A 16677-nucleotide genomic window follows, 5' to 3' on the forward strand; every position below is an offset into this window, starting at 1 on the left:
TTATTTTTTTTGTGGTTTTTTTTTTTTTTTTTTTTTTTTTCTATTTTTTTTTTAAAAATTTTATATATAAAACACCATAAATTTTTTTTTTTTTATTTTTTTTTTTGTTCTTTTTATCTCACAATTTTTTCTATACCCCCCAACAACGTACTTATAAGATTTTTCACATAGTTAGTGTTCAAATATGTCTTTAAATTGTAGTAGGTCGAGTTGTACAATTGTGGGTAATGCTTGAAAACATTCTTGGGCTAATTCCCAACGTTCTTCTCTTTTTAGCATTGTGATTAGTTTTTCTTTTGCACTTAATAAATAACGCACGTCGTTGGCGGCGTAACGTAGTTGTTCGTTGCTTAAGTTGGCGGCGTTTCCCCAGTCGGAACTTTGGGCACTTTTATCTAGTTCTATTTGTTCTAGTTCTTGGATTAGGTCTTTTAATCCGTGTCTTTGGGTGTAGGTTCTGGCTAGTTTACTGGCTATTTTTGTACAAAAGATTGGTGTTACTTGAATTCCTAAGTTGTACCGTAATTGGGCTACGTCGAATCTGGCAAAGTGGAAGACTTTGGTGATGCTAGTTGCTTCCATTAATTGTTTTAGGTTTGGTGCTTCTAGTTGTCCTTTGGCGATGCGAATTACGGTGATGAAACCGGGACAAAATAATTGTACCAAACATAAGCGATCGCGCAACGGTAACAACCCCATTGTTTCTGTATCCACAGCTACGGCTGATGCTTGCAGATAATGGGATAATAAATCGTCGGGCAGGTCGCGATCGCAAACTTGAAAGTCTTCTAATTCCATAAATTGTTAACGGCTGCGAATGAAAATCTGTGTGAAATAATATTCCCCTTTGCTATTCTGTGCAACCCCTATTCCAGTTAAGTTAAAATTACCCCGAATATTCTTCAAGTGACCTGGACTTTTTAACCATCCTTGCACTGCTTGGGTAGCCGGATCTTTGTATCCTTGATTGTAGGCGACATTTTCCCCAGCACTATTGTAAGAAACGGATTTTTCGATCGCATTTACTCGCTGTTCAAATCCTTGATGACTAAAGGGAACTTTCCCATTTGCCATTGCTTGACTATGCAATCTTGATTGTTGAGTAATTGCCGAATTTAATGTTAAAGGTGGGAGTTTTTGCGATTGACGATACTTATTTACCTGTTCGTGAATTGACCTTTCTAAATTAGTAAGTGTATTGGGGTTTTGGGCAACAATTTCCGAGTTATCTTGAAAAATTTCTGGTTGCATAGATGAGTCAAACTCGCTAATAAAAATACAGCCACTCAGTCCTACAACCAGAAATAAGCTTCCGAAAGCAATTTTGCTGACTTTTCTGAACATTATTATTGTGATGATTCAGTTGAATTTAAGAATTTCGCTACAGTTTGCACATCCTTATCACCACGTCCAGAACAGTTAATTACTATCCGGGGATTACCACTTAGCTGAGGACAAAGTTTATCTAAAAACGCGATCGCATGAGCAGTTTCTAACGCCGGAATAATCCCTTCCAAACGCGAAAGCCGCTGAAATGCTTCTAGCGCTTCATCATCTGTTACGCTGTAATACTCAGCCCGCCCGGAATCTTTTAAATAACTATGTTCAGGCCCTACTCCAGGGTAATCTAAACCAGCACTAATTGAGTGCGGTTCAATTACTTGACCTTCCTCGTCTTGCAGCAAATAGCTCATCGCACCGTGCAATACACCAATTTGTCCTTTTGTCAAGGTGGCGGCGTGTTTTCCTGTGTCCACACCTTCACCCGCTGCTTCGATGCCAATCAAACGGACGCTTGTTTCTTTGACAAAATCGGCAAATAATCCCATTGCATTTGACCCACCACCGACGCAAGCGAGGAGAATATCGGGCAAAACTCCCCATTTTTCTAATGCTTGGGCGCGAGTTTCTTGACCAATAATCGCCTGAAAATCTCTGACTAACATCGGGTAAGGATGGGGTCCCGCTACCGAACCTAAAATGTAATGTGTAGTTTCGACGTTCGTCACCCAGTCGCGTATCGCTTCCGAAGTCGCATCTTTGAGCGTTCCCGTTCCTGCGGAGACTGGACGAACTTCGGCACCCATTAACCGCATCCGAAACACATTTAACGCTTGACGTTCCATGTCGTGAACGCCCATATAAATGATGCAGTTTAAACCAAATCTAGCGCAAACGGTTGCTGTTGCTACGCCATGTTGACCCGCGCCAGTTTCAGCAATGATTCTTTGTTTGCCCATGCGTTTTGCCAGCAATACCTGAGCTAGGGCATTATTAATTTTATGCGCTCCGGTGTGGTTCAAATCTTCCCGTTTTAAATAAATTTGTGCGCCGCTGCCATCGGGTCGGGCATAATGGGCGGTGAGACGTTCGGCAAAATATAAAGGTGTGGGACGACCAACGTAGTCTTTTAGTAATTGCTGAAGTTCATTTTGGAAGTCTGCATCAGCGCAATATTTCTGAAATGCTGCTTCTAACTCGCTTAAAGCAGGCATTAATGTTTCCGGCACATATTTGCCGCCAAAACGTCCAAAACGTCCTAATGCGTCGGGTACTTGTGTCGCGTTGTTACTTTGTTGGGGATTAATAGGGGTCAGTGTCACAGTGATTTCGGAAAAAAATTTCAACTTCTCCCAATGTACTACGATCGAGGGAGTAAGGGAGCAGGGGAGCTCCTGGGGACAAGGGGACAAGGGGACAAGGGGACAAGGGGAGAGTTTTAAAATTAGGTTTTAATTCTCAATCTTAAATCTCTATCTTACATCTGTGTTCATCTGTGTTCATCTGTGGACATCTGTGGTAAAAAATCTAAAGTTCGTTGTGGCGACTTCAGTCGTAGTAGGGCTAAAGCCCAACAACGTACCTAGTTTAATAGTTTAGGTGAAATTTATGTCTTCTAAAGGTAAAAATTCCGATTCTCAAAATAATGAAAATCGTGTTGTTTATTCTGAATTTGGCAACCAAAGTAATTCTGCTGCTTTTGAAAGGGCAATTCAAGAATTACCGCCAAATCAACAGGATTTACGGGTGCAAGCTTCTAGCAAAGGACGCAAGGGGAAAACTGTTACAGTAATTACTGGTTTTCAAGCGAAACCGGAAACTTTGGCGGACTTACTTAAAAAGTTAAAAACTCAATGCGGTGCTGGGGGAACTGTTAAGGAAAATTCGATCGAACTTCAAGGCGAACACAAACAAAAAATTCTCGAAATCCTCAAAAGCTTGGGTTACAAAGCCAAAATTAGTGGCGGTTAAAATTGTTAGTCATTTTTTAATTTGTCAGCGTGACTTTGCGATCGATCTAAAGTATCTTGAGATAGTTTAATTAATTCCCTGGTAGCTTGAATGTGTTCTATTGTGGCTTGAATGTGTTCTGCGGTTGCTTGAACGTGCTCTTCGGTTGCCTCATTTGAATGTTCTACTGATGATTTAGCATAATTTCCGGCTACCTTTCCATGTTGCTCGACTACTTTGGCTTTTTGCTGAATCAACTTTCCTTTTTCTTCAATAGATTTACCATGTTCTTGCTCTTCAATTGAACGAGCGTTTTCTTGAATTGATTTTCCCAGCGATTCTACTGATTCGCCGTGTTGGAAACTTTTCTGAGCGTGTTTTTCGATTAGTTTAGCGATATATTGCTGTTCTTCAGACATAATTTTAGTTTGGGTAAGTAATTATATTCAGCCCTCCGACTAAAGTCGGGGCTATACAGACAAAACCTGCCTTCGCAGGTTAAAAGTCCGCGTAGGCGGACTTGGTTTGTGTAGTCGCGATTTTAATCGCCAGACTCTTTTCAAACATCGGCTTAATATTTCTAATTTTCCTTACTTTAATCCTGTCTTTCATCTATCAATAGAATGACACCTTCTGGTCGATTTTCTACAATTAAGGATGTACAAATTACTCGACAACGAATATTTCTCCCGCGACGGTTTACCGCATTGACAACAGTTGTGTGTTCTTCACTATTTCCAGTTTGACAAGCGCGAATTAGTCCGCGTAATTGTTCAACTGGTAAACCAATATCTAAGTCAAAAAAGAAACGTTCTACAGCTTCTTCGGCGCGTAAACCCCATAACTCTTCGGCTCTTCCGTTCCAAAGTTGAACGCTGAGTCTATTATCTAAAACTATCATGCCAACGCGCAAACTAGTTAATATTGATTCCATAAATATGGTGACTCGGTTGAGTTCTTCTGTACGTTGGCGAAGTTCATCATTAGTTGTTTGTAATTCTTCGTTTGCTGATTGGAGTTCTTCGTTCATTGTCTCCAATTCTTCGTTGGTGCTTTGTAATTCTTCGTTGGTTGTTTCTAATTCTTCGTTGGTACTTTGTAATTCTTCGTTGGTTGTTTCTAATTCTTCATTGGTGCTTTGTAATTCTTCGTAAGCGGTTTCTAATTCTTGGGTGGAACGCTGTAATTCTCGCTCTAATTCGTTGTAGCGAGTGATATCTTGAAATACGATCGTTACCCCAAGTGCATCAGCGGAGTTATCTAATAAAGGTACTACTTGAATTTCTAAATATAGAATGTTCTCTTCGCTGCGAATTAATTCTATTTCTGATATAGTAACAGTGCGGCGTTCGGTGTATGCTTGTTGAATTCGCGATCGCAATTCTACCGGACGATATGATAACTCTAAATCCTGTAACGGACGACCTAAATCTTGCGTACTTAAATTAAATAATACTCTAGCTTGGCGATTAGCTAATACTATATTGCCCTGAAGATCTACTACTATTTGAGCCACTGGCAAAGACTCAAAAGCTTCGTCTTTTAAACGCATATTTCCTACTAATTGCGTACTGGCTTCGGTGTTACCCGATTCTGCCATAATTAATAATCGATCGCGTAAACTAATCCTTGGTACTCTAGAAAAAATGCGATATTTCAAGTTTGCTGGTTGAAAAAGATTAGCGTGTGTTAGCAACATTTCAGCTTTGCCGACAAACAAAAACCCCGTATCACTTAAAGCAAAGTGAAATCTTGCTAAAATCCTCGCTTGAATATCTGCATTAAAATACATCAAAGTGTTGCGACACACTAATAAATCTAAGCGGGAAATTGGCGCATCATGAACTAAGTCATGGCGACCAAAAATTACGCAACGTCTTAAATCGGTGCGAAAAGTATAGTTATTTCCCGAAGCTTCAAAGTATTTTTTCCGCAGTTCTTGTGGTACAGTTTCTAAAGCTTTTGCAGTGTAAGTTGCTTGCCGACCTTGTACTAAAGCTTCTTCATCTAAATCGGTTGCATATATTTTTACCCGATTTCTAAAAGCTTCTGCTCCTAAAGCTTCTGCTAATATAATAGCAATAGTATATGCCTCTTCTCCAGATGCACAACCAGCACTCCAAACTCGAATCGGTTCGTTGTTTGGTTTAGCTTCCAGAATTCGGGGAATGATTTCTGTTGCTAAAACTTCCCAAGCTGTTGCATCACGGAAAAAGTTAGTAACGTTCAGTAATAACGTATCGAAAAGTATGTTTAGTTCGCCTGGGTGTACTTGCAAATAATCTAAATAATCATTGAAACTTTCCACCCCTACTCGTTGAATGCGCTTTCGCATTAAACGCATTAAACTAGGGCGTTTATAACCTGTAAAATCAAATCCCCGATTGCGTTTTAAATACTGTAATAAGGCTTCAAATTCTGGGTCTTGCTCTGGTGTGGGTTTGTTCATTCGATCGCTCCTTTATGTAGCAAATTAACGATCGCTTCTGCTATTTTATCAATTGGCAAAATAAAGTCAACACATCCTGTGGCAATTGCCGATCCAGGCATCCCGAACACTTTTGATGTTGCTCGATCTTGAGCAATTACTGTCCCTCCCATGTTCTTCACTGCTTTTACTCCTTCCGCGCCATCCACATCTGCACCTGTTAATATTACTGCGATCGACCTTCCTTGATAATTTTCTGCAATTGATTTTAATAGTACATCCGCCGAGGGACGCACAGCGTTTACTTTTTCCGTTTGACTTAAATAAATTTCTTTATCTGCATTAACTAATAAATGATAGTTTGGCGGTGCAACATAAACTATAGAAGGCTTGATTTTTTCTCCCATTTCTGCTTCTTTAACTGTTAATAAAGTCCGATAACCAAAAATTCCGGGGAAATAGCTTTTGTAGCCACTAGCTAGATGTTTGACTATTAAAATCGGAACTGGTAAATCTTTTGGTAACTTCTTAAGAATATTAATTATAGCATTTGTGCCGTCCGACGATGCAGTTATTCCGACAATTTCAAAGAATAACCCTTGAGGCTGATTTAATTGATTATTTTCATTTGAGTAGCTCACAGTTACTTAGTGCTAAAATCAATATTTTTTCCGCCTGCAATTATATATCTAATAAATTTCACTTTTCCACAACCAGTAACCAACAAATATTTACATTTTATTTAAGTAGTAAATTATACAAAAAAATCCGGGCAAATATTGGAAAAGAACATATTTAATAATTAAATCATAGTTATTAAAATTTCAAAAAAAAAAAAAAAGAATTTATTTAGTAAACTATTGACAGTACAAAACCAAATAAATATGTGAATCTTTCTAAAGTTTAATGTATAAAGCAAATTATTTATCTTATCCTATTTAACATATACAGGGTAAAAAGCCCTAACCATTAAAAGAATGCTAGGACACGACATTATAGTTATTGGAGCGTCAGCAGGTGGTGTAGAGGCAGCAACTCAATTAGTTCGCAGCTTACCAGCAGATATTCCTGCGGCAGTTTTTGTAGTTATTCATATTGCGGCTCACAGTAAGAGCGTTTTACCACAAATTTTCCAACGTCGTGGTCATCTACCTGCAACTCATCCTAAAGACGGAGAGGACATTTTACATGGACATATTTATGTTGCGCCTCCAGACTTTCATTTATTAATTAAACCAGGATATGTTAATTTAGCTCATGGCCCGAAAGAAAACCGTCACCGCCCAGCCGTCGATCCGCTATTTCGTTCGGCAGCGCAAGCATATACTAACAGAGTAGTAGGGGTAATATTGTCTGGTTCCCTGGATGATGGGACAGCAGGTTTATTGGCAGTAAAAAAAGTGGGTGGAATAGCGATCGTCCAAGATCCCGAAGAAGCGCTTTATGATGGAATGCCAGGGAGTGCGATCGAAAATGTCCAAGTAGACTATGTATTACCTATTGCTGAAATTGGCGAGAAATTAGTTACTTTAGCTCACGAACCAGTAGAAACAAATAATAACTCAGTTGATTCTCAGTTAGCAATGGAAACTGATATGGCAGAGTTAGATTCAGAAGCTGTACAAAGCTTAGAGCGTCCCGGAAAGGAGTCTCCTTACAGTTGTCCAGAATGCGGTGGCGTTTTGTGGGAAATAAAAAATAGCAACTTTTTGCGGTTTCGCTGTCGCACCGGACACGCTTTTTCCCCAGACAGTTTGTTCGCTGAACAATCAGACGCATTAGAACAAGCGCTTTGGGTAGCACTACGAGCACTAAAAGAGCAATCAGGTTTATCAAAAAAACTTGCCCAACGAGCTAAAGCACAAAACCATTCGATCACAGCAAAACGTTTTGCAGAACGAGCACAAGAAACAGACGCAAAAGCCGATTTAATTCGCCAAGTGTTACTGCGAAGCAAAAATGAAACAATTAATACTGAGCATACAGATGCAAACGTCGAAGACAATGATTTAGAAACAGATGTGGGTTAATTTGTTCTTAAACTGGTTTGATTAACTTTTTAAACATTAGCGCTCGCTACGAAAAAAGAAAATTTATCATACAACTACTTATTCCTTTAGATAGTTGAAACTGCTCCTAACTATACCAAAGAAACCAAAATTGTAGTACAAAATACATCTCAGTAATAATTTATAAATAAATTCAAGATATTAGTAAATTCTTGAATATTTTGATTAAGATGTATTTTGTAAGAAAGAATCCAGCAACACTTTTTCAGGAACTCTACTATTCTCCTCTAATAAACAAGTTTAAAAAACATCATGATTGAAGATATCTTTGATACTCAGCTGGAAGCCGCCATTCAAAAACTAGAGCAACTTTGGGAAAAAACTGAACAGCTTCCCAGTAAAAGCAACCCAGCTTGGCAGATCTTTGCAGAAGAAACAAGTTCCGAAACTGAAAAGTTATTGCTGAGGGAAAGCTTGCATGAACTTGGTAATACTTTACAAGAATTGCAGTGTGCATTAGAGGAAATGCACCTGAAAAATGACGAGTTAGCTATTAAGCAAATGTTGTTGGAATCGGAACGCCAGCGATATCAAGAATTGTTTGATTTTACACCTCATGCTTACATAGTGACAGATGTTGCTGGAGTAATTACGGAAGCTAATCAAGCGGCTGAAAAGTTATTGGGAGTTAGGTGCGATCGTTTAATTGGCAAACCGTTAATTGTATTCTTATCAGATCTAGAAAGGCGCAAGTTTCGCAATTATTTAACTGACGTAAAAAGAAGCAAAACAACTCAAGAATGGGAATTAGAAATTCAACCCAGAAATAAACAACCATTACCAGCCGCTTGTATTGCTGTACCAATACTAAACACTTACGGATATGTAATTGGATTGCGTTGGCAAATTCAAGATATTTCCCAACGCAAACAAGCTGAAGAGATGGAAAAACAGTGGCGAATGCTCGATCGAATTCTCAGCGCTTCGCCAGCTAAAATTTGCCTAATTGACGAAACCGGAAAATACCTCTATGCTAGTCCAGCTGCTGCCAAAATTTTTGGTTTAGCAGCCACAGAAATAGTTGGGAAAACTAGTCCCGACTTAGGATTTACCCCAGAAATAGTCGAAAAGTTTGACAAACAAATAGAAACAGTTGCATCAACAAAAGTCAGTATTATAGATGAATTGACTTTGTATGGAATTAACGGAGTAGCTGATTACGAATATACCCTCAGTCCGTTAGAAGATGATTCCCTAATAGAAGGTAATGCAGTCGTAGTTACTTTCAGAGACATTAGTAAACATAAGCAAATAGCCATAGAGATTAACAAAGCACTCTGTAAACAAAGACAGCTTCATCAAATGAAAGCGCGGTTAATCTCCATAGTTTCCCAAGAGATTCGCACACCTTTAGCTAACATTTTCGCTTCCGCCGATATTTTGACCAATTATTCGCAAGACTGGAGCGCAGAAAGAAAAACTAAGCAACTACAAAACTTAAAAGCCAGTGTTAAACATATTAACCAGTTGTTCAACGACTTGATATTAATCAGTGAAGCAGAAGCAGGAAAATTACAAGTTAGCCGATCGATATTAGATCTAGAACAATTCTGCCAAAAACTGCTCGCCGAAGCACCATTTTGTGAAGAGAAAACACACACAATTAACTTCTCTGCCAAATGCGAACATACTAACGCCTGCTTGGATAAAAAATTACTGCGATATATTTTGGTAAACCTCCTCTCTAACGCTATTAACTATTCTCCTGAAGGAGGCGAAATTCAATTTGACTTAATTACTGAAGGTAAAGAAATAATCCTTCGGATTGAAGATTCTGGGATTGGCATTCTCCCAAAAGAACAAGCTCATATTTTTGAGTGGTTTTATCGAGGTAGCAATGTTGGTAAGGTAGAAGGCATCGGGCTAGGTTTATCAGTGGTAAAACAGTGTGTAGAATTACACAAAGGCAACATAGCCATAGAAAGTGAAGTAGGAATAGGAACAACTGTCACTGTAACTTTGCCGATGTACTATGCGCGTTAAACATATCCGTAGGGGTAATTCATGAATTACTCCTACAGATATGTTTCTATCTGTAGAAAGAGCCAAAACTCTTTTATCTAGGGACTTAGGATAGATTTACCAAATCAAAATCATTGTTAGATATATAAGTATAAATGAATTAGTCAACTACAGTGAAAACAAGCAAAAAATCGGGGTGCAAGCTGCTCGTTAGTCACAAAGACATACTTAATCGTCAAGGAGCGAGAGCTATCACAATGGTTAAATCAACCCCAGTTACTACTTATCATGCTATTCCTATTTATCTGCGACCATTTAAGAGAAAAGGCGAAATGTGGCTGCAATGGAAATATGCAGGCATTCAATATGGTGTCCGGGTGAGCAACATGGGTCAATCACTTTATAATGCCAAACAAATGATTGATGCTATGTTGGAATTAGAAGCCAAGAGTTATGAAGCTATGGGTTGTTGAACTCAACAATTTAAAATGCAAAATTTTAAATACTGTGAATCAAATTAAAAGCCCGGTAAATACCGGGCTAAATAGTTTTTTGAGGTTAGGTTTTAAGTCGAATGACAGGCAAGATGCCTGTCCTACGTGAATGATATTGGGAATTTTTATAAGTAGAGGTTGCTGGCAAATGGGATAGCTTCGATCGGATATCCTACAGCTTTCCATGCAGGTAAACCACCCCTGATTTGCGATACGTTGATATATCCGGCTGCACGTAGTTTGGCAGCGGCGATCGCACTTTCCTCATCAGTCTCACCATATATATAGATATCGCGGTTGAACTCTAAGCTGGCGCGGGCGCGTTCTACTAATTGGTCGATCGGCATCGGTACAGCACCTAAGATGTGGCTGGTGCGGAACTGGTTGCGATCGCGCACATCAATAATCGTTAAAGCTGGCTCTCCCCAGTCCAGGCGGGTTTTCAAGTCATAAACCAAACATTGCTCCCGTAAGGGTGTGGGGCTAGGAATCAAATCCAAAATCCGGCTCATAGCGCATTACATCTTCATTGACAATACTTGCAATGTAACAACATATTTCAGATATTGCAAATTTTTATAGTAAAAGTATTTACATAAGTGATAATTCGTGCATTTGTATCCAACTTGGCAAAAAAAGAATTAAAAGAGGTAGAACCTCCTTTCGTCTCGTTCCCTGGTTCAACCAGGGAACAAAAACTGAGGCTCTGCCTCTTGGTACAAGTGTGAGTAATTACTGCTTTGCAGATTTTGCAGATTCAGAGATCCGGCTGACTACGTTGTAATCGCCTGCGGTGGGAGGAGTCATCGACTCAACGACACCTTCAGTTGGCCCACCGATCGCTTTCCATGCGGCTAAACCACCTTGGAGTTCGGAAACGTTGACAAAGCCAGAGTTACGAAATTGGCTGGCAGCCTGAGAAGTTTGCTCATCACTGTCAGAGTAAATGTAAATATCACGGTTGAGAGCTAAAGAAGGAGAAGGTTCAATACCTTGTGATAATTGTTCCATTGGCATCGGCATTGCGCCCATGATATGACCATTATTGAAGGTTTCGCGATCGCGCACATCCAAAATAGTCAATGCTGGTTCGCCCCACTCTAAACGAGATTTTAAGTCGTGAGCAGAAGATTGCGCTTTGATTCCCGGAGGAGTAGGAATAATATTGGGCATTTTTTCCTTAGCATTTAAAATTGCTTCAGAAACTTTATCACCAGAGTATTTAATATCGTCAGACAGTTTTTCTTTAACGGTTTCTTGCGCGTCGTGCATTTTATCTGACATATTTTCCAGGTTGTTTTCCAGATTATTTTCCATGTTTATTTCCTCAACTACATCTGCTAGAAATGTAGCTAGCTGTCGCCCAGAATTAATCTTTCTTCAGGGAGATCGTATAGATACCTACAACTCTCTTTCTTTTGGTAGAGAGGAGTTGATGAAAGCTGCGTAACGCTTCTAAGTTTTGGCGAATTCTGATGATGACGGGATGATTGGGGAGCGAGATGCGATCGACTATTTCTAAAGCTTGTAAAAAAAGTTGTAAGATAGTTTATTCACCAATGATTATCACTGACTTACTCTACTGTTGAGTTAATTGATTTTACCTTAAACTTAATTTTATGGCATCTTCCCTTATTCAAAGCTTACCTAAAGAAGTTGTAAATTTAATAGCGGCTGGCGAAGTAATTGATTCTTTAGCAGCAGTTGTTCGGGAATTAGTAGAAAATTCTTTAGATGCAGGTGCAACGAGAATTGTGATTTCTGTTTGGGCAGATCTTTGGCGAATTCGAGTTGCGGATAATGGTTGTGGGATGGATTTAGATAATTTGCGTTTAGCAGCAACCGCCCATAGTACTAGTAAAATTCATGATTATGATGATTTATGGAAGATTACTACTTTAGGTTTTCGCGGGGAAGCTTTACATAGTTTAGCGCAATTATCAGATTTACAAATTGCTAGTCGGGCGATCGACAATTCTGAAGGATGGCGCATTTTATATGATAACTTGGGAGAACCCGTAATTGAAGAAGCGATCGCCATTGCACCCGGAACTATAGTCACTGTTTCTAATTTATTCGGTAATTGGCCTGTGCGTCGTCAAGGTTTACCAACTCCTGTCCAACAAATGCGATCGTTACAAGCAATGATTCACCAAATTGCTATCTGTCATCCCCAGATTACTTGGCAAGTTGAACAAAGCGATCGCCCTTGGTTTACCATTAGTCCCGGAACCACTGCCCAAGACATTTTACCGCAAATTATCCGCGATCTAAAATTAGGAGATTTGCAACATTTAAAAGTAGAATTATTAGCAGATTTGGAAAATTCAGAATATTTAGAATTAGTTTTGGGTTTACCAGATAGATGTCATCGTCGCCGTTCTGATTGGGTGAAAGTGGCAACAAATGGCAGAATTATTAAATCATCAGAAATAGAACAAACTATTTTAACAGCATTTGCCCGCACTTTACCACGCGATCGCTTTCCTGTCTGTTTCTTACACTTAAAAATTTCTCCCAATCAAATAGATTGGAATCGTCACCCAGCAAAAGCAGAAATTTATCTGCATAGTATTAGTTACTTGCAGAAACAGATATTGAGTGCGATCGAACAAGCATTAAATCTTAACCCTAATAATATCTCAGAAACCGCTCATAATCAAAGAGTCGGAAAATTACTCACTGCTGCTGAAGAGAAAGCTAGTTATAAGATCGATCGGACCATTCAACCAGAAACAGCAAAAAAAGACCAAATTAACTTAATGGAACTTCGGGCAGTTGCCCAAGTCAATAACACCTACATAGTAGCAGAACACCCCGCCGGATTATGGTTAATAGAACAACATATCGCCCACGAACGAGTATTATACGAACAAATCTGCCAACATTGGCAAATAGTCCCCTTAGAACCTCCAATAATTCTCAATCAACTTTCCCCGCAACAATTAGAACAATTACAACACATCGGGTTAGAAATAGAAATTTTTGGCGAACAAATTTGGGCAATTCGTAGCGCCCCAGCATTACTTTCCCAAAGGCCAGATTGTGCAGATGCTTTAAGAGAATTAAGCTTAGGAGGAGACTTACAAACAGCGCAAGTTGCTGTTGCTTGTCGCAGCGCCATACGCAACGGTACACCCCTAACTTTACCAGAAATGCAAACATTAATAGAACAATGGCAGCGCACCCGTCATCCCCGCACCTGTCCTCACGGTCGTCCGATTTTTTTATCATTAGAAGAAACAGCTTTAGCGAGATTTTTCCGCCGACATTGGGTAATTGGCAAAAGTCATGGTATTTAATTATTAAGATCCCCGACTTCTTCTGTGAAGTCGGGGATCTGAGGGGATCTGAGCAGAAATATCCATTAGGTTCTTATGAAAAAACACATCTGGAGTTTGGTAATTTCTTTAACCTCAATCTTTTTAGCAACTTCCGTACAAGCTGCTAACCCACTTCATGTTAAACAACTATTGGCAACTAACAAATGTCCTAATTGTGACTTAAGTAAAATCGACTTACGGGGAGGCAATTTTCAGGGTGCAGATTTAACTAATGCTAACTTAGCAGGTGCCATGTTAGAAGGAGCTAATTTAAAAAATGCTAACCTCCAAGACGCGCAATTGCAAAATACAGTTCTCAGAGGTGCAAATTTAGAATCAGCTAATTTAAAAAATGCCAAAATGCGCGGAGTCATGATGCGAGATGCTAAATTGCGAGGTGCTAATTTTCGGGGTGCGAGAATGCGAGATGCCAAACTTAGAGGAACTGATTTGCGAGATGCTAACCTGATGAATACCCTTTTAAAAGATGCGGTGTTGCGGGAAGCTGACTTAACTAATGCTAATTTAGGAGCCGCTGATTTGTCAGGTGCTAAACTTAATGATGCTGACTTGGAAGGTACTAAATTGGAAAGCGCTAACTTAACTAATGCTGATTTCAGTGCAGCTTATTTAGGCGATGCTACTTTGAAAGATGCTAATTTATCCAATGCCAATTTTAAAGGAACAAATCTAGTAACAGCGACTTTAGTGGGAGCTAAACTGATTCAAACTAACATGAGCAACACTAATTTACAAGGAGCTAATTTAAGTCAGGCGGATTTAAGCAGGGCTAATTTCACCAATGCAGATTTAAGTAAAGCTTTGATGAATATGGTTAATTTAACCGGGGCTAATTTGACGGGAGCTAAGTTAATTAATGCTTATGTTTATAATGCAAATTTGACAGGTGCTAATTTAAGTAAGTCTGATTTAACCAGTGCAAATTTAGAAGGTGCTAATCTGAAAAACGCGAATCTTCAGAATGCTAATTTAACTTTGGCTGTTTTACGATGGGCGAATTTATCTCAAGCAAAGTTGTTTGGGGCAATTCTCAATGATGCCGATTTACGAGATACTAATCTCAATGACGCTAGAATGGTTTCAGAGTTGTTAGGTCACTATTAAGCGGTTACAAAATAAACTTTTTTGCTGCCATTGTCTACTAGTCTAAAGGATGATTCGGAAGCGATCGCAACTTCTCACCCTAGACAGTTACTCCTCAACTAAACCATAAATTACTCTGAAAATATCAAAGGTTTAATTTTGAGGAAGTTAGATTATGAATGAGCAAGATAAAACCCCACATTTTGTTGCAGATTCATCCGATCGCGTCCAATCTGACAACTACGATCCCCATATAATCCCCGCAGAAACCGCAGCGCGGAAGGAAAGAGAAGGCGATACTTACAAAACTACTCCTGGCAAAGCACGGGAAGCAGAAGCGGGAACTAACGACCAAACAGATTCCGGTAGCATTGATACTACTCAGGGATATACTGTTGATAAAGAAGGTTTGGTCAATAACTTTGCGATCGAACCAGAAATGTACATCAACGAACCCGGAGATTTAAGAGAACAAGAAGCAGAACTCACCGCAGAACGCGCTCAAGAAATCCACGATTTAAGTGAAGACGAACAAGGTAAATTAACGATGGAAAACGATCTGCGCCATCGGGGACAAGGTATAGTCTAAAAATTTTTCCCACCAAAAAACGGAATAGGCGTTGCCATTACTTTATGATGTGCAACGCCTATTTATTTAATTAGCTGTTCACTTGTGGATACAAGTTACTTTTAGCTTGAATTGATAGTTATACTTCTGCTTCCCAAGCTACATCCCACCACCTAAATTAGTGGCAAGCTGGGCGATAGTGATGACGGTAGCAGGGTTTTACTTTGTAGCAAACTACTTTGCAACGAATTTTCGGACGATAGCAGTAGTGTTTGTAGCGTTTCTTGTAGAAGTACACAACTTTCTTGTATACAATCTTCTTGAACACTACCTTCTTATACAGCCTGTAGTGGGGACGATGATAACCACCACAATGGCTGTAACCACAACCGCCAGCTTGAGCAGCACTGGGGTTAGCCATCACGCTGAAAGCAACAGAGAGAGGCAGAAGTCCCAACAAAGCTAAGCTGGAGAGTCTTTTAACGCTGACGACACCATCAAATAAATAGGCATCATCTTCTCCGAAAACTGGCTCAACAGGAGCAATCTCCTCACTAGTGGAAGCACAATGTAAATATGCAAGCGTTTCCATGAATATCTGTCTCCTTGTTTGTGGCTAATTTCTGAAGGGCTAATTCAGAATTTTTCAGCCGAACGAAAGCATTCTATCCTAAACTTCTGATTCGCACTAGATGTTTATCTGTAATATTGATTCTTCGTAATAAAACTTTATTATTCAATCATTCTTGGAAAATAAACTTAATTAAAGACTCATAATTTTGAGTTGATTTACCATAAGTTTTAAATCACTATTAAGCAATACAACTACTTATTAATAAAAAAACGGAAAATACTTTGTCACTTTCGTAACACTGCTAATAAGTATTAGTTTTTTAAGTGTTGAAGTTTTGAGGGTTTAACCTTAGCTGAGGCTAAACCCTGTGGGGTTTAGTCTTCGTGATCTTCAAAGGGATCGCTCAGTTGCTTTGCCGGAGGCCCGAAAGCTGTATAAATAGACAAAGCAGTAATGGCAATAATCACCACGCCGATGGAAATGCTAAGAACTGTTGCGGGTTCCATATCTAAGATAAATTTATGAGTACGATTCCTCTATAATATTACAGAACGTTACGAAAGCGCCAAATTAGCTCATAGTCTAGGCAGTGGGCTAAACTTGTCGTTTTTCTTGCCACAGTATAAGTATTTTAGATTCATACTAGGTGACACATGGCACAAAGAACTTGGTTGGGAGATGTACTTAGACCCTTAAACTCGGAGTATGGTAAAGTTGCTCCCGGTTGGGGAACGACTCCGGTAATGGGAGTTTTCATGGTACTGTTTTTGGTTTTTCTGTTGATTATTCTGCAAATCTACAACTCATCGCTGATTCTAGAAAGCTTCAAGGTAGATTGGAGAAGCCTGGGGAGATAATTTCTGGCTATCTAAGGTGATGAGATAAATTTTCAGCTTTCCCGGCTTGACCGGGTTTTTTTGTTCT

General features: G+C 39.3%; 18 protein-coding genes. 8 read left to right on the plus strand and 10 right to left on the minus strand.

Translation table 11 applies throughout. From position 1 onward, the window contains the following. Positions 1 to 171 precede the first annotated feature (171 nt). The 3 genes from ACE1CC_RS19170 to trpB are packed head-to-tail and all read right to left on the minus strand — an operon-like array spanning position 172 to position 2603. Positions 172 to 798: a ribonuclease D gene (locus ACE1CC_RS19170; RefSeq protein ID WP_413272034.1), complete on the minus strand. Its 627-nt coding sequence runs from the start codon at positions 796 to 798 to the stop codon at positions 172 to 174. A gap of 6 nt (positions 799 to 804) precedes the next feature. Then, on the minus strand, positions 805 to 1344 hold the full coding sequence (locus ACE1CC_RS19175) for a CAP domain-containing protein (protein WP_413272035.1): 540 nt from the start codon (positions 1342 to 1344) through the stop codon (positions 805 to 807). A 2-nt stretch (positions 1345 to 1346) separates the two neighbouring features. Then, positions 1347 to 2603 (minus strand): tryptophan synthase subunit beta, encoded by a 1257-nt coding sequence (gene trpB, locus ACE1CC_RS19180; protein ID WP_413272036.1) that lies wholly within the window; start codon positions 2601 to 2603, stop codon positions 1347 to 1349. Between the two features lie 286 nt (positions 2604 to 2889). On the opposite strand from trpB, the gene ACE1CC_RS19185 reads away from it, so the two are divergent. Further along, positions 2890 to 3252 carry a translation initiation factor gene (locus ACE1CC_RS19185; RefSeq protein ID WP_413272037.1) on the plus strand — a complete coding sequence of 121 codons (363 nt, stop codon included), beginning with the start codon at positions 2890 to 2892 and terminating at the stop codon, positions 3250 to 3252. Between the two features lie 5 nt (positions 3253 to 3257). On the opposite strand, the gene ACE1CC_RS19190 is transcribed toward ACE1CC_RS19185, so the two are convergent. From ACE1CC_RS19190 to ACE1CC_RS19200, 3 genes are all read right to left on the minus strand, one after another. After that, on the minus strand, positions 3258 to 3650 hold the full coding sequence (locus tag ACE1CC_RS19190; protein WP_413272038.1) for a hypothetical protein: 393 nt from the start codon (positions 3648 to 3650) through the stop codon (positions 3258 to 3260). A gap of 176 nt (positions 3651 to 3826) precedes the next feature. Next, positions 3827 to 5680: a CheR family methyltransferase gene (locus tag ACE1CC_RS19195; protein ID WP_413272039.1), complete on the minus strand. Its 1854-nt coding sequence runs from the start codon at positions 5678 to 5680 to the stop codon at positions 3827 to 3829. Beyond that, complete coding sequence (locus tag ACE1CC_RS19200; RefSeq protein WP_413272040.1) at positions 5677 to 6300, minus strand: chemotaxis protein CheB; 624 nt, start codon at positions 6298 to 6300, stop codon at positions 5677 to 5679. Before ACE1CC_RS19200 ends, ACE1CC_RS19195 begins: the two co-directional genes overlap by 4 nt. A gap of 336 nt (positions 6301 to 6636) precedes the next feature. On the opposite strand from ACE1CC_RS19200, the gene ACE1CC_RS19205 reads away from it, so the two are divergent. The 3 genes from ACE1CC_RS19205 to ACE1CC_RS19215 all read left to right on the plus strand — a co-directional run bounded on the left by ACE1CC_RS19205 (position 6637) and on the right by ACE1CC_RS19215 (position 10163). Beyond that, a complete protein-coding gene (locus tag ACE1CC_RS19205; RefSeq protein WP_413272041.1) occupies positions 6637 to 7689 on the plus strand; it encodes a chemotaxis protein CheB in 1053 nt (350 codons plus the stop codon). Between the two features lie 291 nt (positions 7690 to 7980). Next, on the plus strand, positions 7981 to 9711 hold the full coding sequence (locus ACE1CC_RS19210) for a sensor histidine kinase (RefSeq protein WP_413272042.1): 1731 nt from the start codon (positions 7981 to 7983) through the stop codon (positions 9709 to 9711). A 236-nt stretch (positions 9712 to 9947) separates the two neighbouring features. Further along, positions 9948 to 10163 (plus strand): hypothetical protein, encoded by a 216-nt coding sequence (locus ACE1CC_RS19215; protein ID WP_413272043.1) that lies wholly within the window; start codon positions 9948 to 9950, stop codon positions 10161 to 10163. A 146-nt stretch (positions 10164 to 10309) separates the two neighbouring features. Here ACE1CC_RS19215 and ACE1CC_RS19220 read toward each other — a convergent pair whose 3' ends face one another. Then, a complete protein-coding gene (locus ACE1CC_RS19220) occupies positions 10310 to 10696 on the minus strand; it encodes a rhodanese-like domain-containing protein (RefSeq protein ID WP_413272044.1) in 387 nt (128 codons plus the stop codon). A gap of 220 nt (positions 10697 to 10916) precedes the next feature. Next, entirely contained in the window at positions 10917 to 11357 is a 441-nt protein-coding gene (locus ACE1CC_RS19225) for a rhodanese-like domain-containing protein (protein ID WP_459563883.1), read from the minus strand. Positions 11358 to 11803: 446 nt separating this feature from the next. Here ACE1CC_RS19225 and mutL point away from each other — a divergent pair, with 446 nt between their 5' ends. The 3 genes from mutL to ACE1CC_RS19240 all read left to right on the plus strand — a co-directional run bounded on the left by mutL (position 11804) and on the right by ACE1CC_RS19240 (position 15200). Further along, positions 11804 to 13486 carry a DNA mismatch repair endonuclease MutL gene (mutL, locus tag ACE1CC_RS19230; protein WP_413272046.1) on the plus strand — a complete coding sequence of 561 codons (1683 nt, stop codon included), beginning with the start codon at positions 11804 to 11806 and terminating at the stop codon, positions 13484 to 13486. A 75-nt stretch (positions 13487 to 13561) separates the two neighbouring features. Continuing rightward, positions 13562 to 14632, plus strand: coding sequence for a pentapeptide repeat-containing protein (locus ACE1CC_RS19235; RefSeq protein WP_413272047.1), 1071 nt, complete (start codon positions 13562 to 13564; stop codon positions 14630 to 14632). A gap of 154 nt (positions 14633 to 14786) precedes the next feature. Beyond that, entirely contained in the window at positions 14787 to 15200 is a 414-nt protein-coding gene (locus tag ACE1CC_RS19240; protein ID WP_413272048.1) for a hypothetical protein, read from the plus strand. A 157-nt stretch (positions 15201 to 15357) separates the two neighbouring features. Here ACE1CC_RS19240 and ACE1CC_RS19245 read toward each other — a convergent pair whose 3' ends face one another. Continuing rightward, positions 15358 to 15771, minus strand: coding sequence for a hypothetical protein (locus tag ACE1CC_RS19245; RefSeq protein WP_413272049.1), 414 nt, complete (start codon positions 15769 to 15771; stop codon positions 15358 to 15360). A 356-nt stretch (positions 15772 to 16127) separates the two neighbouring features. Beyond that, on the minus strand, positions 16128 to 16259 hold the full coding sequence (gene psbN, locus ACE1CC_RS19250; RefSeq protein WP_193983017.1) for a photosystem II reaction center protein PsbN: 132 nt from the start codon (positions 16257 to 16259) through the stop codon (positions 16128 to 16130). Positions 16260 to 16406: 147 nt separating this feature from the next. On the opposite strand from psbN, the gene psbH reads away from it, so the two are divergent. Then, positions 16407 to 16610, plus strand: coding sequence for a photosystem II reaction center phosphoprotein PsbH (psbH, locus tag ACE1CC_RS19255; RefSeq protein ID WP_413263631.1), 204 nt, complete (start codon positions 16407 to 16409; stop codon positions 16608 to 16610). The last annotated feature ends 67 nt before the right edge of the window (positions 16611 to 16677 follow it).

Source organism: Floridaenema aerugineum BLCC-F46 (genome assembly GCF_041929345.1).
Taxonomy (GTDB): Bacteria; Cyanobacteriota; Cyanobacteriia; order Cyanobacteriales; family Aerosakkonemataceae; genus Floridanema; species Floridanema aerugineum.